Raw genomic sequence first — 20,720 nt, 5'->3', positions numbered from 1 at the left:
CATCAGCGCCGGCGGCGCCTATCACCAGAACTACAGGCTGACAAAGTCCGGCCCCGCCTGCGCAACAGACGGGGCCGGAGTGACGTACGTACCGACGTCAGTTGGGCAGGACGACGACGAAGCGCTGCGGCTCTTCGCCCTCGGACTCGCTGCGGAGGCCGGCGGCCTTCACCGCGTCGTGGACGACCTTCCGCTCGAACGGGGTCATCGGCTTGAGCCGCTTGGCCTCACCGCTGCTCTTGACCTCGGCGGCGGCCTTGGCGCCGAGCTCCGACAGCTCGGAGCGCTTCTTGGCCCGGTAGCCGGCGACGTCCAGCATCAGCCGACTGCGGTCTCCGGTCTCCCGGTGCACGGCGAGCCGCGTCAGCTCCTGCAGTGCCTCGAGCACCTCGCCGTCACGGCCGACCAGCTTCTGCAGGTCGCGGCTGCCCGTATCGCTGACGATCGACACGGAGGCCCGGTCGCCCTCGACGTCCATGTCGATGTCGCCGTCGAGGTCGGCGATGTCCAGCAGACCCTCGAGGTAGTCCGCCGCGATCTCGCCCTCCTGCTCCAGGCGGGTGAGGGTGTCTGCACCCTCGGCAGCGGCGGAGGTGGTGCCTTCCGTCACGGGATGGGCTCCTTCTTACTTCTTGGACGGGGACTTGGGCCGCTGCGGACCCTTGCGCTGGCCGGACTGGGCCTTGCTGCGGGTACCGGAGCCCTGCTTCGGGGCGGCCTTGCCGGCGGCATCGGCGGGCTTGGTGTCCTCCGGCTCGTCGGACTTGCTCAGCGAGGGACCGGTGGACGAGGGCTCATCGCCCGCCTTCGTCGCGCCCGACTGGCGCTGGGCCTTGGACTGCCGCTTGGGCTGCTGCCGCTTGGGCTGGCCACCGGTGATGGTCGTGCCGTCCTCGGTCTCGACCACCGTCTGGCTCTCGCTGCGGATCACCGTGCCGTCGGTCTGGGCGGCCAGGCCGGCCTTGCTCAGGCCGTTGATGAACTTGCGCTCGAACTCGTTGCGGTCACGGCCCTTGGCGACGATGGCCTTGATGATGACCTTGTCCCGGCGCCGGGCGACCTTGCCGTGGTGCGTGACGTGCTTGTGCAGGCGCTCCAGGTAGGCGGCCTGGGCCTTGGAACCCGGGGTGGGGTTGTTGTGGATGACGTACATCTGCTGGCCCATGGTCCACACGTTGGTGGTCAGCCAGTAGACGAGGACACCGACCGGGAAGTTGATGCCGAAGACGGCGAACATGACCGGGAAGACGTACATCAGCATCTTCTGCTGCTGCATGAACGGCGTCTTCACCGTGGTGTCGACGTTCTTCGTCATCAGCTGGCGCTGCGTGTAGAACTGCGACGCCGACATCAGGACGATCATGATCGCGGTCACGACACGGACGTCGGTCAGCGTGGCGCCGAGCGAGGCGACCTTGTCGGCGCTGTCCGTGAACTTCGCGGCGAGCGGGGCACCGAAGATGTGTGCCTTACGGGCACTGGCGAGCAGCGGGTCGTTGATGACACCGATGGTCTTGCCCGTCGCGATGCCGTTGAGCACGTGGTACAGGGCGAAGAAGAACGGCGACTGAGCCAGGATGGGAAGGCACGAGGAGAGCGGGTTGGTACCCGTCTCCTTGTACAGCTTCATCATCTCTTCGGACTGACGCTGCTTGTCGTTCTTGTAGCGCTCCTGGATCTTCTTCATCTCCGGCTGGAGCGTCTGCATCGCGCGCGTCGACTTGATCTGCTTCACGAAGAGCGGGATCAGGCAGATGCGGATCAGGATCACCAGGGACACGATGGACAGGCCCCAGGCCCACCCGGTGTCGGCGCCGAAGATCGCGCCGTACATCTTGTGGAACTGGACGATGACCCAGGAGACGGGCCAGGTGATGAAACTGAAGAGGCTGGCAATCGTGTCCACTAATCATGCTCCTTGGGCATGGGGCGGGGTCTCTGCGGCCGGGCTCGAAGGGATCTCCCCGTCGGTGGCCGGTTCGGCGGCGGAGGGCCCGCCCCTGCGTGCACGCCAGGCGTCACGCAGCATTTCGTGCCACCGCGGGCGCTTGCGCGGCGGAACATGGTCCACACCGCCCGGCGACCACGGATTGCACCGCAGAATCCGCCAGGCTGTGAGCGCTGTTCCCTTGATCGCACCGTGCCGGTCGATCGCCGTGTAGCCGTAGTGGGAGCACGACGGGTAGTACCTGCACACCGGCCCGAGCAGCGGACTGATCGTCCACTGGTAGAGCTTGATCAGGGCCAGCAGTGGGTACTTCATCGCGCGCCCCCTCCCAGCAGCCGCTGAAGGGCGGCGTCCAGGTCTCGGGCCAGCTGTGCATGGTCGGCGTCACCCGCACCGGGCAGCGCTCGTACGACTACCAGGCTACCGGGGGGCAGCTGGGTGACCCGGTCGCGCATCAGATGGCGAAGCCTGCGCTTCACCGTGTTGCGCACGACCGCGCCGCCGATGGCCTTGCTCACGACGAAACCCGCACGCGGCGGGGGAGCGCTCTCCCCTGGCACGTGCGGGTCCGTGGCACCGCTGCGAAAATGGACGACGAGGGACGGGCGGGCTGCCCGGCGCCCTCGTCGTACCGCGGTCGCGAAGTCCTCGCGCCGCCTCAGCCGGTTTTCGGTGGGCAGCACGACGTCATGACCTGATCGGGATCAGGCGGACAGGCGGGCGCGACCCTTGCCACGGCGGGACGCGAGAATCGCGCGGCCGGCACGGGTGCGCATACGCAGCCGGAAGCCGTGGGTCTTCGCGCGACGACGGTTGTTCGGCTGGAAGGTGCGCTTGCTCACTCGGGGGCTCCAGAAAGAATCGGGGTTGGCGGGGTGCCGTCCTGGCTGTCACCGTGCGCCCACGAGTAGCTCGCGTTACGCCCGAGTGCACCGCTGTCCGATCACCGTGTTCGCGATCTGTGCCCATCGGAGGCAGGCGGCAGCAGCCATCGACAACTCGACCTGGTTACGGTACGCGGGACTACGCCATCCGGTCAAACCGACGGTCACCGGGAGACACTTGTCCACAGCCTGGGGACAACAACTTGAACCGTACCCGCCGCGCTGACTACCGTGGCTTGACTCCGATTCGTTCCCTTGTCCCCTCAACCACCCGATTCACATCCCGACCCGTCCCCGAACCACACGTTCGAGGGACTCTCTGAGAGAGCGTGCCCTGTGGCTGACGTACCTGCCGATCTTGCCGCAGTGTGGCCACGAGTGCTGGAACAGCTCCTCGGCGAGGGACGCGGTCAGGGGGTCGAGGGGAAGGACGAGCACTGGATCCGGCGCACCCAGCCGCTGGCGCTCGTCGCCGACACGGCCCTGCTCGCCGTACCGAACGAGTTCGCGAAGAACGTCCTCGAGGGGCGTCTCGCGCCGATCGTCAGCGAGACCCTCAGCCGCGAGTGCGGCCGGCCGATCCGGATCGCGATCACCGTCGACGACTCGGCGGGTGAGCCCGCGGCCCCTGCCGCACCGGCCGCTCCGCAGCAGTCGCGCTACGAGGAACCTCGGTACGAGGAATCGCGCTACGAGGAGCCCGAGCCGCCCGCCGCCCCGCAGTACGACCAGTACGAGGGCTACGGCCGGCACCGCGGCGAGCCCGGCGACCAGCTCCCCACGGCCCGCCCCGCCTACCCCTCCGAGTACCAGCGCCCCGAGCCCGGCGCCTGGCCGCGTCCCTCCCAGGACGACTACGGCTGGCAGCAGCAACGGCTCGGTTTTCCGGAGCGCGATCTGTACGGCTCCGGTGGACACGGCGCGAAGGACCCGTACGGCTCCGGGCCGGGCGGCAAGGACCCCTATGCGTCGGGTGGGCCTGCGAAGGACCCGTACGCCTCGGCGCCCGGCGGCAAGGATCCGTACGGCTCCGGGCCGAGCGGAAACGACCCCTACGCGTCCGGCGGCCCGGCGAAGGACCCGTACGCCTCTCCGTCGTCGGCGGACTACCGGCCGCCCGCCACGGAGCGGCCGTCCTACGACCAGCCCCGCGGTGAGTACGACCGCCGCGACGCCCACGACAACCGCGACACCCGTCCCCAGCGCGACTACGACCGTGACTACGACCAGCGCGACGGCGGCCGCCGTGAACTGCCCGAGCCGCCGGCCGGCTCCGGGCACGTGCACCGCGGCGGTCCCGTGGGCTCGAACCTGCCCACCACCGGGGCGCCCGGACCGCTGGCCGCGCAGCCCGCGCCGGCCTCCGGTCCCGGGGAGCCGACCGCGCGGCTGAACCCGAAGTACCTGTTCGACACGTTCGTCATCGGCGCCTCCAACCGGTTCGCGCACGCGGCCGCGGTGGCCGTGGCGGAGGCGCCGGCGAAGGCGTACAACCCGCTGTTCATCTACGGCGAGTCCGGCCTCGGCAAGACGCACCTGCTGCACGCCATCGGGCACTACGCGCGCAGCCTGTACCCGGGCACGCGCGTGCGGTACGTGAGCTCGGAGGAGTTCACCAACGAGTTCATCAACTCCATCCGCGACGGCAAGGGCGACAGCTTCCGCAAGCGGTACCGGGAGATGGACATCCTGCTCGTCGACGACATCCAGTTCCTCGCGGACAAGGAGTCGACGCAGGAGGAGTTCTTCCACACCTTCAACACGCTCCACAACGCCAACAAGCAGATCGTGCTGTCCTCCGACCGGCCGCCGAAGCAGCTGGTCACGCTGGAGGACCGGCTGCGCAACCGGTTCGAGTGGGGACTGATCACCGACGTCCAGCCGCCCGAGCTGGAGACGCGGATCGCGATCCTGCGCAAGAAGGCGGTGCAGGAGCAGCTGAACGCGCCGCCGGAGGTGCTGGAGTTCATCGCCTCCCGGATCTCGCGGAACATCCGTGAGCTGGAGGGCGCGCTGATCCGGGTGACGGCGTTCGCGTCGCTCAACCGGCAGCCGGTGGACCTGGGCCTGACGGAGATCGTCCTCAAGGACCTGATCCCGGGGGGCGAGGACTCGGCGCCGGAGATCACCTCCACGGCGATCATGAGCGCGACGGCGGACTACTTCGGGCTGACGGTCGAGGACCTGTGCGGCACGTCGCGTGGGCGCGCGCTGGTGACCGCCCGGCAGATCGCCATGTACCTGTGCCGTGAGCTGACGGATCTGTCGCTGCCGAAGATCGGTGCGCTGTTCGGCGGCCGGGACCACACGACGGTGATGCACGCGGACCGCAAGATCCGCAATCTGATGGCCGAGCGGCGCTCCATCTACAACCAGGTCACCGAGCTGACCAACCGCATCAAGAACGGCTGACGCCACCACGGCGGACGACCGTCCGAGGGCGCCTCCGGGTCTCCGGGGCGCCCTCAGTCGTGTCCAGGGGCGCCCTGCGGGTCTCCGAGGGGCGCACAGCGGGTCACTGCGGGCGCCCTCCAGGTCTCCGGGACTGGGCCCTCAGCCACGTCCGGGCGTGCCGCCCGGCTCCCGCCGGCCCCAGCACCCCCCCCCTCGACGCCCTCCGACGGCCTCCGATGACCTTCGGCGGACCTCCCCCGGGCCTTCGACGACCTCCGACCCGCTCCCCTCACCGTCGTACATCTGTCATCTCATGTTCGATTACCTGCCGGGTTACGGCCTCTCTCCACAGATTCGGGGACTTTTTCGCGTCCACATCCTGGGGACTGCCGAGTTGTCCAGATCGCGTCCACAGGGGAGCCTGGGGGAAAGTCATCGGCCCAGCTCACGTGCCTGTGGATCCGTGGACGAGGAAGATCCACAGGGTGTGGACAACTCGCCGGTCCACACCCTGTGCATGAAGTTGTCCACGGGTAACCCACAGGCTGAGGGCCGTTGTCCCCAGAGATCGCCCGCTTCTCCACATGTCTGTCCACTGTTCGGCAAGCCGACGCGCCTTCTCACCGCGTCGAGTGAAAGCCGTCACACGAAGCTGCCGGGTTGGGCTGTGGGAAACGTGGGTAAACCTGGGGACGCTTCTGGGGAGAACTCGCCCCGCCCTGTTGATGGTGTGTGCAGAACTTTCTGTTCTCCACAGAAGGCCCCGGTTGTCCACCGCCTCCACCCACAGGTCCGGTGGACAAAATTTGGGCTCTGACCTGCACAAACGAGGTTATCCACGGTATCCACAGGCCCTACTACTACCAACGACTAGAGAGAGCGAGGAATTCGTTTCGAAGCGGGGCCTGTGCACAACTCGCTGTCGGTTGACCGACTGCCCCTCGTCGCGACTTGACCCCGACGGGCACCTACTGTCAGTGCGGTGCGTCAGACTGGTCCCGGTGTCCTTCCCCTCGACGGGGCCCGTGACACCGCGACAGACGACGAAGGCGAAGCAGGGCGACAAGCGCCGGCAACAGCAGGAGGCGGCTTACCGTGAAGATCCGGGTGGAACGCGACGTACTCGCGGAGGCAGTGGCCTGGGCGGCCCGCAGCCTCCCGGCCCGTCCGCCGGCGCCTGTCCTCGCCGGCCTGCTGCTGAAGGCGGAGGACGGCCAGCTGAGCCTGTCCAGCTTCGACTACGAGGTCTCCGCTCGCGTGAGCGTCGAGGCCGAGGTCGAGGAGGAGGGCACGGTCCTGGTGTCCGGCCGTCTGCTCGCCGACATCTCCCGCGCGCTCCCCAACCGGCCCGTGGAGATTTCCACAGACGGTGTACGGGCGACGGTGGTCTGTGGGTCGTCCCGGTTCACCCTGCACACCCTGCCTGTGGAGGAGTACCCGGCGCTGCCGCAGATGCCGAACGCGACCGGCACGGTCCCCGGCGAGGTCTTCGCCGCCGCCGTCTCGCAGGTGGCCATCGCCGCCGGGCGTGACGACACGCTGCCGGTCCTCACCGGTGTGCGCATCGAGATCGAGGGCGACACGGTCACCCTGGCCTCCACCGACCGCTACCGCTTCGCGGTCCGCGAGTTCCTGTGGAAGCCGGAGAACCCGGACGTCTCCGCGGTCGCCCTGGTGCCCGCCAAGACCCTCCAGGACACCGCCAAGGCGCTCACCAGCGGCGACAGCGTGATCCTGGCGCTGTCCGGCTCGGGCGCCGGTGAGGGCCTGATCGGCTTCGAGGGCGCCGGCCGCCGCACCACGACCCGTCTGCTCGAGGGCGACCTGCCGAAGTACCGCACGCTGTTCCCGACGGAGTTCAACTCCGTCGCCGTGATCGAGACCGCCCCATTCGTGGAGGCCGTCAAGCGTGTGGCCCTGGTCGCCGAGCGCAACACCCCGGTGCGGCTGAGCTTCGAGCAGGGCGTGCTGATCCTGGAGGCCGGCTCCAGCGACGACGCACAGGCTGTGGAAAGGGTCGACGCCCAGCTGGAGGGCGACGACATCTCCATCGCCTTCAACCCGACCTTCCTGCTGGACGGCCTGAGCGCGATCGACTCGCCGGTGGCGCAGCTGTCGTTCACCACGTCCACCAAGCCCGCGCTGCTGAGCGGCAAGCCGGCCGTGGACGCCGAGGCGGACGACGCGTACAAGTACCTGATCATGCCGGTGCGCCTGAGCGGCTGATCCGCCCCGACTCCGGAGCGAAGGCGCGCGGTGGTCCACAGCCTGTGGACCACCGCCCACCGAAATCCCCAGGTGAGGGCCCACGTCTGAGCGCCTGTGCCCACAGCTGTGCGCGACCGTCCGGGATTAGGCTCGGACAGGGGTACGAGGGTGCCCCACGGGTGCCAAGGTGCCCCGCACGCCACACAGCGACCTTAAGGAACACCACTGATGGAGCTCGGTCTCGTCGGCCTCGGCAAGATGGGCGGCAACATGCGCGAGCGGATCCGCCGCGCCGGCCACACCGTCATCGGATACGACCGCAACCCCGACGTCGCGGATGTCCACAGCCTTCAGGAACTTGTGGGCAAGCTGTCCGGCCCGCGCGTGGTGTGGGTGATGGTCCCGGCGGGCGAGCCCACCCAGTCGACCATCGACCAGCTGGCCGAGCTGCTGCAGCCCGGTGACGTGGTGGTGGACGGCGGCAACTCCCGCTGGACCGACGACGAGAGGCACGCGCGGGAGCTGGCCGCCAAGGGCATCGGCTTCGTCGACTGCGGTGTCTCCGGCGGCGTCTGGGGCCTGGAGAACGGCTACGCCCTGATGTACGGCGGCGACGCCGAGAACGTCGCCAAGGTCCAGCCGGTCTTCGACGCGCTCAAGCCGGAGGGCGACTTCGGCGCGGTGCACGCCGGCAAGGTCGGCGCGGGCCACTTCGCGAAGATGGTCCACAACGGCATCGAGTACGCGATGATGCAGGCCTACGCCGAGGGCTGGGAGCTGCTGGAGAAGGTCGACTCCGTGGAGAACGTCCGCGAGGTCTTCCGCTCCTGGCAGGAGGGCACGGTCATCCGCTCGTGGCTGCTGGACCTCGCGGTGAACGCCCTCGACGAGGACGAGCACCTTCAGGGCCTGCGCGGTTACGCACAGGACTCCGGTGAGGGACGCTGGACTGTGGAGGCCGCGATCGACAACGCGGTGCCGCTGCCGGCGATCACCGCGTCGCTGTTCGCGCGGTTCGCCTCCCGCCAGGAGGACTCGCCGCAGATGAAGATGATCGCTGCGCTGCGCAATCAGTTCGGCGGCCACGCGGTCGAGAAGAAGTAGCGCGCCCAGGAAACACGCCTGGGAAAACGCGCCACGAGAAACGCGCGACGACACAGCGCGCCACGAGAAGCAGTACAGGCACTACCCGAAGGTTGGGGAGGTCGGCGAACGACCATGCACGTCACGCATCTGTCGCTGGCCGACTTCCGCTCCTATCCCCGGGCCGAGGTCCCGCTGGAGGCCGGCGTCACCGCGTTCGTCGGCCCCAACGGGCAGGGCAAGACCAACCTGGTGGAAGCGGTGGGCTACCTCGCCACCCTCGGCAGCCACCGCGTCGCCTCCGACGCCCCGCTCGTACGCATGGGCGCCGAGCGGGCCGTCGTACGCGCCCAGGTACGGCAGGGTGAGCGGCAGCAGCTGATCGAGCTGGAGCTGAACCCCGGCAAGGCCAACCGCGCCCGCATCAACCGGTCCTCGCAGGTGAAGCCCCGGGACATCCTCGGCATCGTGCGGACCGTGATGTTCGCGCCGGAGGACCTCGCCCTGGTCAAGGGCGATCCGGGGGAGCGGCGGCGGTTCCTGGACGAGCTGATCACCGCGCGCTCCCCGCGCATGGCGGGCGTGCGCTCCGACTACGAGCGCGTGCTGAAACAGCGCAACACCCTGCTCAAGACGGCCGCGCTGGCCCGCCGGCACGGCGGCCGCGCCATGGACCTGTCCACGCTCGACGTGTGGGACCAGCACCTCGCGCGCGCCGGCGCCGAACTGCTCGCCCAGCGCCTCGACCTGATCGCCGCGCTCCAGCCGCTGGCCGACAAGGCGTACGAGCAGCTGGCCCCGGGCGGCGGACCGATCGGTCTGGAGTACAAGCCGTCCGCGCCCGGCGAGGCACACGCGCGTGAGGATCTCTACGCACAGCTCATGGCGGCGCTCGCGGACGTCCGCAAGCAGGAGATCGAACGGGGCGTCACCCTCGTCGGCCCGCACCGCGACGACCTGATGCTCAAGCTCGGCCAGCTGCCCGCCAAGGGCTACGCCTCGCACGGCGAGTCCTGGTCCTACGCCCTCGCCCTGCGCCTGGCCTCCTACGACCTGCTGCGCGCCGAGGGCAACGAGCCGGTGCTCGTCCTCGACGACGTCTTCGCCGAGCTGGACGCCCGCCGCCGGGAGCGGTTGGCGGAACTGGTGGCGCCCGGCGAGCAGGTGCTCGTGACGGCGGCGGTCGACGACGACGTACCGCACGTGCTCAGCGGAGCGCGGTACGCGGTGGCGGACGGCGAGGTGACGCGCGTATGACCGCACAGCAGCCGGAGAACCAGCCGAAGAAGGCGCCGGAGCCTTCCGGTGTCGACCTCGCGCGCGTGGCGCTCCGGGCCGCGAAGGAGGCCGCGCGCGCGCGTGGCGACGCGGCGCAGCAGAAGAAGCAGGCGCGCCGTGGTGGCCTGCGCTCCGGAGCGCGCGCGGACGGACGCGACCCGATGGCGCTCGGTGCGGCCATCAACCGGCTGATCACCGAGCGGGGCTGGGAGACGCCGGCCGCGGTGGGCGGTGTCATGGGCCGCTGGCCGCAGATCGTCGGCGAGGACGTGGCCAAGCACTGCGTGCCGGAGAAGTACGACGAGGACGAGCGCGTGCTGGTGGTGCGCTGCGACTCCACGGCCTGGGCGACCAACCTCCGGCTGCTCGCGCCGACGCTGGTCGCGCGGCTCAACGAGGACCTGGGACACGGCGCGGTCCGCATGATCAAGGTGCTGGGCCCGGGCGGCCCCGTGCGCCGCTACGGCCCCCTGCGTGCCCCCGGCAGCGCCGGGCCGGGCGACACCTACGGCTGAGCGCGGCCGCAGACCGCGTCGGCGTGCCCGAGTGAGGGACGTCACACCGAATCCACACCTCTACGCGCGTGCGCGCCGGGTCGCGCGCGGTGCTGCCCACCCCCGCGTACGGAACGCACGCACGCGTGCACGGCAAGACACACAAAATCGCCGCATAAACGTACGAAACGGCACCTGACTCGCGAGTAGCAAAGGGTTGACAGCCCGAGGCGCTGAGTGCCGCTGTGAGCCTCTTGGAGCCCCCTTCCGTATATCGGGAGTCGGAAGAGGCCGGTTCAGGGCGCCACATCGGGACTCAGGTACCGGCAAACCCCCATCGATGTCAGTGCTACCGGTAGACTGGAAGCCGATCCCGCCCCAAACCCGGGGACCGTCCGGGAAACGCTGAGCAACGCTGATCAAGGCTTACCAACGCACCATGCCGCAGCCGCTCCGGCAACCCTCCTCCACAGGGGGACCCCCCAGGAGCCTGGCTTGTGCTGTGCCAGAAAGGGCGCTTCGTGGCCGATTCCGGCAACCCCAACGAGAACATCCCGTCCACCGACGCCGGCGCGGACAACGCGGCGAGCACCTCGAGCGGTGAGGTCACGGCCTCGTACGACGCCAGCGCCATCACCGTCCTCGAGGGTCTGGACGCGGTCCGCAAGCGACCCGGCATGTACATCGGCTCGACCGGCGAGCGCGGACTGCACCACCTCGTGTACGAGGTCGTCGACAACTCCGTCGACGAGGCGCTGGCCGGCCACGCGGACACGATCGACGTGACGATCCTCCCCGACGGCGGAGTGCGCGTCGTCGACAACGGCCGCGGCATCCCGGTGGGCATCGTGCCCTCCGAGGGCAAGCCCGCCGTCGAGGTCGTGCTGACGGTCCTGCACGCGGGCGGCAAGTTCGGCGGCGGCGGTTACGCGGTCTCCGGTGGTCTGCACGGCGTGGGCGTGTCCGTCGTGAACGCCCTGTCGAGCAAGGTCTCCGTCGAGGTCAGGACCGACGGGCACCGCTGGACGCAGGACTACAAGATGGGCGTCCCGACGGCGCCGCTGGCCCAGCACGAGGCGACGCAGGAGACCGGCACCTCGGTCACCTTCTGGGCCGACCCGGACATCTTCGAGACCACGGAGTACTCCTTCGAGACGCTGTCGCGGCGTTTCCAGGAGATGGCGTTCCTCAACAAGGGCCTGACGATCAAGCTCACCGACGAGCGCGAGTCGGCGAAGGCCACCGCCGGGGCGGACGAGGCGGGCGCCGACGAGAAGGACGAGGCGAAGACCGTCACGTACCACTACGAGGGCGGCATCGTCGACTTCGTGAAGTACCTCAACGCCCGCAAGGGCGAGGTGGTCCACCCCACCGTCATCGACCTGGAGGCCGAGGACAAGGACAAGAGCCTGTCCCTCGAGGTCGCGATGCAGTGGAACAGCGGCTACAGCGAGGGTGTGTACTCCTTCGCGAACATCATCCACACCCACGAGGGCGGTGCCCACGAAGAGGGCTTCCGCGCCGCGCTGACGTCCCTGATCAACAAGTACGCGCGCGACAAGAAGCTGCTGCGTGAGAAGGACGACAACCTCACCGGTGACGACATCCGCGAGGGCCTGACCGCGATCATCTCGGTCAAGCTGAGCGAGCCGCAGTTCGAGGGCCAGACCAAGACCAAGCTGGGCAACACGGAGGCGAAGACCTTCGTGCAGAAGGCGGTCTACGAGCACCTCACCGACTGGCTCGACCGCAACCCGAACGAGGCCGCGGACATCATCCGCAAGGGTATCCAGGCCGCCACCGCGCGCGTGGCCGCGCGCAAGGCCCGTGACCTGACCCGCCGCAAGGGCCTGCTGGAGACGGCGTCCCTGCCCGGCAAGCTCTCCGACTGCCAGTCGAACGACCCCACCAAGTGCGAGATCTTCATCGTCGAGGGTGACTCCGCCGGCGGCTCGGCCAAGTCCGGCCGCAACCCGGAGTACCAGGCGATCCTCCCGATCCGCGGCAAGATCCTCAACGTCGAGAAGGCGCGGATCGACAAGATCCTGCAGAACCAGGAGATCCAGGCGCTGATCTCCGCCTTCGGCACGGGTGTGCACGAGGACTTCGACATCGAGAAGCTCCGCTATCACAAGATCATCCTGATGGCGGACGCCGATGTCGACGGCCAGCACATCAACACGCTGCTGCTGACCTTCCTGTTCCGCTTCATGCGGCCGCTGGTCGAGGCCGGGCACGTGTTCCTGTCCCGCCCGCCGCTCTACAAGATCAAGTGGGGCAAGGACGACATCGAGTACGCCTACTCCGACCGCGAGCGCGACGCCCTGCTGGAGCTGGGCCGCCAGCGCGGCAAGCGCGTGCGCGAGGACTCGATCCAGCGCTTCAAGGGTCTCGGCGAGATGAACGCCGAGGAGCTGCGCGTGACCACCATGGACCAGGAGCACCGCGTCCTCGGCCAGGTCACCCTCGACGACGCCGCCCAGGCCGACGAGCTGTTCTCGGTCCTGATGGGCGAGGACGTCGAGGCACGCCGCCAGTTCATCCAGCGCAACGCCAAGGACGTCCGCTTCCTCGACATCTGAGTCGGTCTCAGCTGACCGCCGCAGAAAGGATCTTCACCAGCAATGGCCGACGAGAACACCCCCGTCACCCCCGAAGGTGACGGCGTCATCGCCCAGCGTGTCGAGCCCGTCGGGCTCGAGACGGAGATGCAGCGCTCCTACCTCGACTACGCGATGTCCGTCATCGTCTCGCGTGCGCTGCCCGACGTCCGGGACGGCCTCAAGCCCGTCCACCGCCGCGTGCTGTACGCGATGTACGACGGCGGCTACCGCCCCGAGCGCGGCTTCTACAAGTGCGCCCGCGTCGTCGGCGACGTCATGGGCAACTACCACCCGCACGGTGACTCCTCGATCTACGACGCCCTGGTGCGCCTCGCCCAGCCGTGGTCGATGCGGATGCCGCTGGTGGACTCCAACGGCAACTTCGGCTCCCCGGGCAACGACCCGGCCGCGGCGATGCGCTACACCGAGTGCAAGATGGCGCCGCTGTCGATGGAGATGGTCCGCGACATCGATGAGGAGACCGTCGACTTCACGGACAACTACGACGGCCGTTCCCAGGAACCGACCGTCCTGCCCTCCCGCTTCCCGAACCTGCTGATCAACGGCTCGGCCGGGATCGCGGTCGGCATGGCGACCAACATCCCGCCGCACAACCTGCGCGAGGTCGCCGCCGGCGCCCAGTGGTACCTGGAGAACCCCGAGGCCTCGCACGAGGAGCTGCTGGACGCGCTGATCGAGCGCATCAAGGGCCCCGACTTCCCGACCGGCGCGCTCGTCGTGGGCCGCAAGGGCATCGAGGAGGCCTACCGCACCGGCCGCGGTTCGATCACCATGCGCGCGGTGATCGAGGTCGAGGAGATTCAGAACCGGCAGTGCCTGGTGGTCACCGAGCTGCCGTACCAGGTGAACCCGGACAACCTTGCGCAGAAGATCGCCGACCTGGTGAAGGACGGCAAGATCGGCGGCATCGCCGACGTCCGCGACGAGACGTCCTCGCGCACCGGCCAGCGCCTGGTCATCGTGCTGAAGCGGGACGCGGTCGCCAAGGTCGTCCTGAACAACCTGTACAAGCACACCGACCTGCAGACGAACTTCGGCGCGAACATGCTCGCGCTGGTCGACGGCGTACCGCGCACGCTGTCGCTGGACGCGTTCATCCGCCACTGGGTGACGCACCAGATCGAGGTCATCGTCCGCCGTACGCGCTTCCGGCTGCGCAAGGCGGAGGAGCGCGCGCACATCCTGCGCGGTCTGCTCAAGGCGCTCGACGCGATCGACGAGGTCATCGCGCTGATCCGGCGCAGTGACACCGTCGACGTCGCCCGCCACGGCCTGATGGACCTCCTGGAGATCGACGAGATCCAGGCGAACGCGATCCTCGAGATGCAGCTGCGGCGCCTGGCGGCACTGGAGCGGCAGAAGATCGTCCAGGAGCACGACGAGCTACAGGCGAAGATCACCGAGTACAACGCGATCCTCGCCTCGCCGGTCCGTCAGCGCGGCATCGTCAGCGAGGAACTGGCCGCGATCGTCGAGAAGTACGGCGACGACCGCAAGACGAAGCTGATCCCCTACGAGGGCGACATGTCCATCGAGGACCTGATCGCCGAAGAGGACATCGTCGTCACGGTCACCCGCGGCGGCTACATCAAGCGGACCAAGACCGACGACTACCGGGCGCAGAGGCGCGGCGGCAAGGGCGTGCGGGGCACGAAGCTGAAGGAAGACGACATCGTCGACCACTTCTTCGTCTCCACCACACACCACTGGCTGCTGTTCTTCACGAACAAGGGCCGCGTCTACCGCATCAAGGGCTACGAGCTGCCCGAGGCCGGCCGGGACGCGCGCGGTCAGCACGTGGCGAACCTGCTGGCCTTCCAGCCGGACGAGGCGATCGCCGAGATCCTCGCCATCCGCGACTACGAGGCGGTGCCGTACCTGGTGCTGGCCACCAAGTCCGGCCTGGTGAAGAAGACGCCGCTGAAGGACTACGACTCCCCGCGCTCGGGCGGTGTCATCGCCATCAACCTCCGTGAGCGCGAGGAGGGCGGCGACGACGAGCTGATCGGCGCGGAGCTGGTCTCGGCCGACGACGACCTGCTGCTGATCAGCAAGAAGGCGCAGTCGATCAGGTTCACCGCGTCGGACGACACACTGCGTCCGATGGGCCGTGCCACCTCGGGCGTCAAGGGCATGAGTTTCCGTGACGGGGACGAACTGCTCTCGATGAATGTGGTGCGACCCGGTACGTTCGTGTTCACTGCCACTGACGGTGGGTACGCGAAGCGGACCCGCGTCGACGAGTACCGCGTCCAGGGCCGCGGCGGCCTCGGCATCAAGGCCGCCAAGATCGTGGAGGACCGCGGTTCGCTGGTCGGCGCGCTGGTGGTCGAGGAGACCGACGAGATCCTCGCCATCACCCTCTCGGGCGGTGTGATTCGTACGCGAGTCAACGAGATCAGGGAGACGGGCCGTGACACCATGGGCGTCCAACTGATCAATCTGGGCAAGCGCGATGCCGTGGTCGGCATCGCCCGTAACGCCGAGGCGGGGCGCGAGGCGGAGGAAGTCGACGGCGACGTGGCCGTGGACGAGACCGCCGAGGACGCCGTGACCACCGGCACGGACGAGGGTGAGTCGCCCTCGGCCGAGTAGCACGAGGAGTGAGCATCGTGAGCGGAGCCACGGGCGCCGGACCGACCGGTACCAGTACGGGAACGGACGGCGGCGGCCGTGGCTCCGCCGCGCATGTCTCACCTGCGAACGACCCGCAGACCACCAACCTCCAGGCGATCAAGGCGCCCGCCAAGGGCGCGCCCTCTTCCGACACCCAGGGATCCCAGGGGGGAACCGTGACGGACACCCGAGGTCAGCAGCCGGCCTCGCCGCTGCCCGACGAGCGGCAGGGGCAGCAGAGCGGCGACCCCTACCACCCGCCGCAGGCCTACCAGTCGGACGCCGTACGGCGCCCGCGCACCGGAGTCCGCACGACGCCCCGGGTGCGCAAGGCACGGCTGCGGGTGGCCAAGGCCGACCCCTGGTCGGTGATGAAGGTCAGCTTCCTGCTCTCCATCGCGCTCGGCATCTGCACGGTCGTGGCCGCCGCGGTGCTGTGGATGGTGATGGACGCGATGGGCGTGTTCTCCACGGTCGGCGGCACGATCTCCGAGGCGACCGGCTCCAACGAGTCGAACGGCTTCGACCTGCAGTCCTTCCTGTCCCTCCCCCATGTGTTGATGTTCGCGACGATCATCGCGGTCATCGACGTGGTCCTCGCGACGGCGCTCGCGACCCTCGGCGCGTTCATCTACAACCTCTCCGCGGGCTTCGTCGGCGGCGTCGAGCTGACGCTCGCCGAGGACGAGTGAGCAGGTCCCGGACAACCGATTTTGGGACTGCGCCCCTCGTGCGCTAATCTTCAGGAGTCAGCGCGCGGGACATACACCGCAGAGCGCGGCGGGGCTATAGCTCAGTTGGTTAGAGCGCATCCCTGATAAGGATGAGGCCACAGGTTCAAATCCTGTTAGCCCCACCGGACACGAGGACCCCCAGTCGTATCGGCTGGGGGTCTTCGACATTCACGGCCGACACCAGCCGATAAGTTCCAGAAGCTCGGTGAGCATGCCCACCGTCTTCAGCACTCGCCGCAGACGAGGAACCCCGGTCCGGGTAGGATCGGGGGTCTTCTGCATGGCAGGTCACATGGGGTGTCACCTGGGGGGCGTGTGGTCGCGATAGGTGTTTTCTTCGGCTTGCTCACCGCTGTCGTCGTCGCCTTGGTCGTCGTGTTGCTGCGGCGGCGCAACGGCGGTACGCAGAACGCGGAGGGGCTGCGCATCGAGCAGGACCGCCGGCTCCAGGCCCACAGCGACCGGGTGTCGTTCAACGCCATCACGCTGCACGGCCAGGCGCCGAACATGACCGACCAGTACCGGCACCACTGACGTCCCGGTCCGGGGGGTACACGCGGCGAGGCCCGGCGGCTCTTGCGAGCGGCCGGGCCGGTGCTGCGCGTGCGGTTGTACGCGAATCGCCGTCACGTCAAAGGTGCTGGTAGGAGCACGGCGTGGGCGCCGTGCGCGGCGCTGTCAGCGCTGCAGGGGGATCATGGGGCGCTGCTGTGCGGGGATGGCGGCCCGTTCCGGGGTGTCGGCGCTGTCGCAGTGTTCGTCGGTCGTCGCCGTGTCGTCGAGCGGCCGGTGGCGGCAGCTGGGGGACTTGCCGTGGGCCTCGGCCCGGATGCGCTGCTTCATCGTCGGGGGAAGGGACCGGGCGTGGAGCCAGGACCAGGTGGACAGTGGCGGTGCCGCCGCCTCGGGGGCGGTCGCCGCGTCGTCGCTGCTGCTGTTGCGCGGCGCCTCGCTCTGCGGTACCGCCGCGGCGGCGGTCGTGGTGACGAGTCCGAGCGCCGTGAACAGCGCGAGGAAGGCGGTCACGATGACCGTCCACAGCTGCTTGACCTGGTTCTGAGTCATGATCCCCTCACTTTCGGGTTGGGCGATTTGCGTACTTTCCTCATGATGTGTATGCGGATCGCGAAGTGGTGGACCGACGCCCGTGGCGCGTCGATGTTCCGATGAACACCACTCGGATGGACGTACCGACCGCGTGTGGCCCGGTGCGGGGCCTCGACGAGCGCCGCGGTGGGAACGGTGGTAGGGGCGGGACGGGACGGCGGAACGGCGGGGCGACGGGCCGCAAAGAGGGCCGCATCGGCGGGCCGCATCGGACTGGCGAGATCCGCTTCCATCGCGCCGCTTCGTATGGCCAGTTGGTGCCCCGACGCAGGTCACCGATCGGTATCGGCCGGTGTGTATAGTCGGGCGCCAGAGGTCCCTTACGTCAACGAAAGACGAGGTTGCGCGGTGAAGAAGCTGCTCCTGGTCGCACTGGCCGCCATCGGCGGGCTCCTCGTGTACCGCCAGATTCAGGCGGATCGCGCTGAGCAGGACCTGTGGACGGAGGCGACCGACTCCGTGCCCACGGGTTCCTGACCACCCCGACACCGAATTCAGCAGACCCCGGCCGCCCGAGCGGTCGGGGTTTTGTGCTGTCGGGGGCGGCCGGAATTGCGCGATACCCCGGATGCGCACGGGACTGCCGGGGCAGGATGGGCACGGTCCGGTTGCGGAACGGTGAGAGGGCGCGTATGGGAGGGCGTACGGGGGCTGCGCTGCTGGTCCTGGGCATAGGGCTGGCGACGGCCCCACCCGTTCAGGCGGCGACCGGCACTCCGGTACCGGGCTCCTACGCCTACGACCCCGGCGCCCGTACCGTCGCCGCCGCGCAGGGCACCGGGGAGGCCGCCGGCATGGCGCCGGGGCACAGCTACCGCTCCACCCTGACCGGCAAGGGCCCGGTCTACTTCAGGATCGACCTGGACGGCACGTCGAACGCGTACGTCTCCGCCACAGCCGTCCCACCGGCAAGCGCCGAGGTCTCCGCCTCCGACGGCCTGAAGGTGTCCGTCCAGGACGCCGACGGGCGCTCCTGCTCCTATGACACGGAGTTGTTCGGCGCGTCCCGCAGCCCGCGTCCCGTGACGGCCTGGGGCGCACGGGAGACCGGCACCTCCGGCCGGTCGGCGTGCCGCGGCGCCGGGGCCTACTACGTCGTCGTGGAGCGTGCCGGCCGGTCCGCCGCCACGGCGTCCTCGCCGCAGCCGTGGGCGCTGGAGCTGACCGCCGCCACCGAGCCGCCCCTCGCCCGGCCCGGCCCCACCAGCGCCCCCGAGGCCTGGAACTCGGCGTCCGCCGCACCCCCGTCGGGAACCCCGGCGAGCCGCCCGGCCGGCGCCGGCTTCGCCACGGCGCCGCTCGTCGCCGAGGGCGTCTGGCAGACCGCCGTACGCCCCGGGCAGACCCTCTACTACAAGGTGCCCGTGGACTGGGGGCAGCGGCTGTCCGCCACCGCCGAGCTGGGCAGCACCGCCGAGCGGGGCGGCTACACCGTCGGCGCCCTGGAGCTGGCGCTGTTCAACCCGGTGCGCGGGCATGTCACGGACGTCGGCGTGGGCTACGACGGCGCGCAGAAGTCGGCGGCCCTGCCGCCCGTGCCCCCGGTCGCCTACCGCAACCGGTACTCCGTGCGGGACGCGGTCGGCGCGATGCGGTTCGCCGGGTCGTACTACCTGGTGGTGCACCTGGCGGCGCGCGTGGCCGACCGGCTCGGCCCGGGAGCGCTGCCGCTGACGCTGCGGGTGCGCGTGGACGGGGAGCCGCAGGCGGGGCCGGACTACGCGGGCCGGCCGTCACCGGGGGACGTCTTCGGGGCCACGGGCGGGGCCGGGGGCGGCGGTACGTCAGGTGACACCGTGCTCAGGGCCGTCGCCGTGGGCGGCATCGGCAGCGGCACCCTGCTGCTGGCGGTGCTCGGCGGCTGGACGGTGCTGGCGCGGCGCCGGGCCGGTCAGACGCGGGCCAGCGCCCAGAACCCGACGGCGTAGCAGACGAGGGCGAGCAGCAGCATCGGTACGGCGACCCGAGCGGGCGGCCCGGGGCGCCGGCGGCGCCGAGACGGGGCCGCGGTGTCCACAGCCCTGTGGGACGTCCGCGGTTCCTGTGTGGTGTACGACGCGGTGGCGGGGTCGGCGCGGTACCGGACGACGGGCAGGACGTGGGTGGGCGTGTCGACGGTGGGCGCGTCGACGTGCTGCTTCCCTGAGACGGCGTGCGCCCCTGAGGCTGCCTGCGCGTCTGGGGCGGCCTGCTCCCATGAGACGGGCTGTCCCCGGGACAGCGTCTGTTCCCGGGACATGGCCTGCTCCTGGGAGACGGTCTGCTCCCGGAACACGGCGCGCGCGGCATTCGGCGGTACGACGGTCACGTCCCGCGGATCGACGAGCGGGCGGCCCTCGAGCGAACGGCCGTCGAGCGGGCGGCCCTCGAGCGGGCCGTGCGGTCCGAACCCCGGTGGCAGGGGGCCGACTTGGTCGAAGATCTCGATCAGCTCGTCGTCGGGCCCCGGCTCCGGCAGGAGCTCGACGGCCGCCGCCAGCGCCTTGCGCGCCCCCGTCGCCGTGCGGAAACGTGCCTGCGGGTCGGGCTGCAGCAGCGCGGCCACGACCTGCCAGAGCGGCTCGGGAACGCCCTTGGGCGCGCCGGGGGTGCCGTGGTCGGTGAAGTACTCCACGAGCGCCTTGGCGTCCGGCTTGGCGCCCTCCAGCAGATACAGCGCCACCAGACCGACGGCGAACAGATCGGCCGGGAAGTCCGGCTCGGCGCCCAGCAGCTGCTCGGGCGCGAGGTAACCGGGCGTCCCCACCACGAGGTTCGTCTCGGTCAGCCGCGGCTCGCCCAGCCGCATCGCGATGCCGAAGTCCGACAGGCGCAGCCGGGGCCGGCCGGTGCCGGTGGCTTCCAGCAGGATGTTGGCCGGCTTGACGTCCCGGTGGACGACCCCCTCGGCGTGCACCGCGGCCAGACCCGACAGCAGCTGGTCGAGCAGCGTGCAGACGAAGGCCGGGGGGAGGGGGCCGTAGTCGCCGACGAGATGGACCAGTGAGCCGCCCGTGACCAGGTCCATGGTGAACAGGACCTGGTCGTCGTCGGCTGCCCAGCTGGTGGGCGCCAGCACGTGCGGATGATCGATCCGCAGCGCCTGCTCCCGCACGAACCGCAGCAGCGCGTGCGCGTCGCGCTGCTGGAGCACCTTGGCGGCCGCGTAGCGGCGACGACGGTGGTCCCAGACCCGCCATACGGCGCCGACGCCGCCGCGTCCGATCGGATCGACCAGCTCGTACCGCCCGGCGAAGACCTCACCCATCGCTGCGCGCCGCTCCTCCCCCTCGGGTCACCCCCGTTGCATCCCCCGCGAGCGGCCGCAGAACACCCTCGGCGACCGCCCGGCGCACTCTCTCCGTGACCGG

General features: G+C 69.7%; 18 protein-coding genes and 1 tRNA gene. 12 read left to right on the top strand and 7 right to left on the bottom strand.

From position 1 onward, the window contains the following. Positions 1 to 97 precede the first annotated feature (97 nt). The 5 genes from ACZ67Q_RS16900 to rpmH are packed head-to-tail and all read right to left on the bottom strand — an operon-like array spanning position 98 to position 2,790. Positions 98 to 610 (bottom strand): Jag family protein, encoded by a 513-nt coding sequence (locus ACZ67Q_RS16900; protein ID WP_471182286.1) that lies wholly within the window; start codon positions 608 to 610, stop codon positions 98 to 100. Between the two features lie 15 nt (positions 611 to 625). After that, positions 626 to 1,906 (bottom strand): membrane protein insertase YidC, encoded by a 1,281-nt coding sequence (gene yidC / locus ACZ67Q_RS16895; RefSeq protein WP_471182283.1) that lies wholly within the window; start codon positions 1,904 to 1,906, stop codon positions 626 to 628. 3 nt (positions 1,907 to 1,909) lie between these two features. Continuing rightward, complete coding sequence (gene yidD, locus ACZ67Q_RS16890; RefSeq protein ID WP_469815215.1) at positions 1,910 to 2,263, bottom strand: membrane protein insertion efficiency factor YidD; 354 nt, start codon at positions 2,261 to 2,263, stop codon at positions 1,910 to 1,912. Further along, positions 2,260 to 2,631, bottom strand: a complete 372-nt coding sequence (rnpA, locus tag ACZ67Q_RS16885) for a ribonuclease P protein component (protein ID WP_471182280.1) — start codon at positions 2,629 to 2,631, stop codon at positions 2,260 to 2,262. The genes yidD and rnpA overlap by 4 nt, the downstream gene beginning before the upstream one ends. Positions 2,632 to 2,652: 21 nt before the next feature. Beyond that, positions 2,653 to 2,790 carry a 50S ribosomal protein L34 gene (gene rpmH, locus ACZ67Q_RS16880; RefSeq protein WP_003949374.1) on the bottom strand — a complete coding sequence of 46 codons (138 nt, stop codon included), beginning with the start codon at positions 2,788 to 2,790 and terminating at the stop codon, positions 2,653 to 2,655. A 378-nt stretch (positions 2,791 to 3,168) separates the two neighbouring features. Between rpmH and dnaA the strand changes: the two genes are divergently transcribed. The 10 genes from dnaA (at position 3,169) to ACZ67Q_RS16830 (ending at position 16,797) form a co-directional block, all read left to right on the top strand. After that, positions 3,169 to 5,244, top strand: a complete 2,076-nt coding sequence (gene dnaA / locus ACZ67Q_RS16875) for a chromosomal replication initiator protein DnaA (protein ID WP_471182278.1) — start codon at positions 3,169 to 3,171, stop codon at positions 5,242 to 5,244. Positions 5,245 to 6,321: 1,077 nt separating this feature from the next. Further along, positions 6,322 to 7,452 carry a DNA polymerase III subunit beta gene (gene dnaN, locus ACZ67Q_RS16870; RefSeq protein WP_361630206.1) on the top strand — a complete coding sequence of 377 codons (1,131 nt, stop codon included), beginning with the start codon at positions 6,322 to 6,324 and terminating at the stop codon, positions 7,450 to 7,452. Between the two features lie 210 nt (positions 7,453 to 7,662). After that, positions 7,663 to 8,538: a phosphogluconate dehydrogenase (NAD(+)-dependent, decarboxylating) gene (gnd, locus tag ACZ67Q_RS16865; protein ID WP_471182274.1), complete on the top strand. Its 876-nt coding sequence runs from the start codon at positions 7,663 to 7,665 to the stop codon at positions 8,536 to 8,538. A gap of 114 nt (positions 8,539 to 8,652) precedes the next feature. Then, positions 8,653 to 9,774, top strand: a complete 1,122-nt coding sequence (gene recF, locus ACZ67Q_RS16860) for a DNA replication/repair protein RecF (RefSeq protein WP_471182272.1) — start codon at positions 8,653 to 8,655, stop codon at positions 9,772 to 9,774. Next, positions 9,771 to 10,310, top strand: coding sequence for a DciA family protein (locus tag ACZ67Q_RS16855; protein ID WP_471182270.1), 540 nt, complete (start codon positions 9,771 to 9,773; stop codon positions 10,308 to 10,310). Before recF ends, ACZ67Q_RS16855 begins: the two co-directional genes overlap by 4 nt. Before the next feature lie 500 nt (positions 10,311 to 10,810). Next, positions 10,811 to 12,871, top strand: coding sequence for a DNA topoisomerase (ATP-hydrolyzing) subunit B (gene gyrB, locus ACZ67Q_RS16850; protein WP_471182268.1), 2,061 nt, complete (start codon positions 10,811 to 10,813; stop codon positions 12,869 to 12,871). Between the two features lie 42 nt (positions 12,872 to 12,913). Continuing rightward, a complete protein-coding gene (gyrA, locus tag ACZ67Q_RS16845; protein ID WP_471182266.1) occupies positions 12,914 to 15,508 on the top strand; it encodes a DNA gyrase subunit A in 2,595 nt (864 codons plus the stop codon). A 17-nt stretch (positions 15,509 to 15,525) separates the two neighbouring features. Beyond that, positions 15,526 to 16,221 (top strand): DUF3566 domain-containing protein, encoded by a 696-nt coding sequence (locus ACZ67Q_RS16840; RefSeq protein WP_471182263.1) that lies wholly within the window; start codon positions 15,526 to 15,528, stop codon positions 16,219 to 16,221. 90 nt (positions 16,222 to 16,311) lie between these two features. Beyond that, positions 16,312 to 16,385, top strand: a tRNA-Ile gene (locus ACZ67Q_RS16835). A 220-nt stretch (positions 16,386 to 16,605) separates the two neighbouring features. Then, complete coding sequence (locus ACZ67Q_RS16830; protein WP_471182261.1) at positions 16,606 to 16,797, top strand: hypothetical protein; 192 nt, start codon at positions 16,606 to 16,608, stop codon at positions 16,795 to 16,797. Between the two features lie 144 nt (positions 16,798 to 16,941). Here the strand turns inward: ACZ67Q_RS16830 and ACZ67Q_RS16825 are convergent, their stop codons facing one another. Continuing rightward, positions 16,942 to 17,328, bottom strand: a complete 387-nt coding sequence (locus ACZ67Q_RS16825; protein ID WP_471182259.1) for a DUF6344 domain-containing protein — start codon at positions 17,326 to 17,328, stop codon at positions 16,942 to 16,944. Positions 17,329 to 17,718: 390 nt separating this feature from the next. Here ACZ67Q_RS16825 and ACZ67Q_RS16820 point away from each other — a divergent pair, with 390 nt between their 5' ends. Together ACZ67Q_RS16820 and ACZ67Q_RS16815 are read left to right on the top strand one after the other, a co-directional pair. Beyond that, on the top strand, positions 17,719 to 17,847 hold the full coding sequence (locus ACZ67Q_RS16820) for a DLW-39 family protein (RefSeq protein WP_003999697.1): 129 nt from the start codon (positions 17,719 to 17,721) through the stop codon (positions 17,845 to 17,847). A gap of 155 nt (positions 17,848 to 18,002) precedes the next feature. After that, positions 18,003 to 19,298: a hypothetical protein gene (locus ACZ67Q_RS16815; RefSeq protein ID WP_471182257.1), complete on the top strand. Its 1,296-nt coding sequence runs from the start codon at positions 18,003 to 18,005 to the stop codon at positions 19,296 to 19,298. Here the strand turns inward: ACZ67Q_RS16815 and ACZ67Q_RS16810 are convergent. Continuing rightward, positions 19,262 to 20,617, bottom strand: coding sequence for a serine/threonine-protein kinase (locus tag ACZ67Q_RS16810; protein WP_471182256.1), 1,356 nt, complete (start codon positions 20,615 to 20,617; stop codon positions 19,262 to 19,264). The two genes, ACZ67Q_RS16815 and ACZ67Q_RS16810, sit on opposite strands and share 37 nt — an antisense overlap. Positions 20,618 to 20,720: the final 103 nt, after the last annotated feature.

Source organism: Streptomyces sp. NPDC036813, from assembly GCF_055609245.1.
Note: the sequence above shows the minus strand (reverse complement) of the source record. Positions and strands in the feature narration are given on the sequence as shown.

What these genes read in the sequence shown, in the direction of transcription:
- yidD (WP_469815215.1), bottom strand. Translation starts at nt 2,263, where the DNA reads ATGAAGTACCCACTGCTGGCCCTGATCAAGCTCTACCAGTGGACGATC.
- gnd (WP_471182274.1), top strand. Translation starts at nt 7,663, where the DNA reads ATGGAGCTCGGTCTCGTCGGCCTCGGCAAGATGGGCGGCAACATGCGC.
- recF (WP_471182272.1), top strand. Translation starts at nt 8,653, where the DNA reads ATGCACGTCACGCATCTGTCGCTGGCCGACTTCCGCTCCTATCCCCGG.
- ACZ67Q_RS16855 (WP_471182270.1), top strand. Translation starts at nt 9,771, where the DNA reads ATGACCGCACAGCAGCCGGAGAACCAGCCGAAGAAGGCGCCGGAGCCT.
- gyrA (WP_471182266.1), top strand. Translation starts at nt 12,914, where the DNA reads ATGGCCGACGAGAACACCCCCGTCACCCCCGAAGGTGACGGCGTCATC.
- ACZ67Q_RS16825 (WP_471182259.1), bottom strand. Translation starts at nt 17,328, where the DNA reads ATGACTCAGAACCAGGTCAAGCAGCTGTGGACGGTCATCGTGACCGCC.
- ACZ67Q_RS16815 (WP_471182257.1), top strand. Translation starts at nt 18,003, where the DNA reads ATGGGAGGGCGTACGGGGGCTGCGCTGCTGGTCCTGGGCATAGGGCTG.
- ACZ67Q_RS16810 (WP_471182256.1), bottom strand. Translation starts at nt 20,617, where the DNA reads ATGGGTGAGGTCTTCGCCGGGCGGTACGAGCTGGTCGATCCGATCGGA.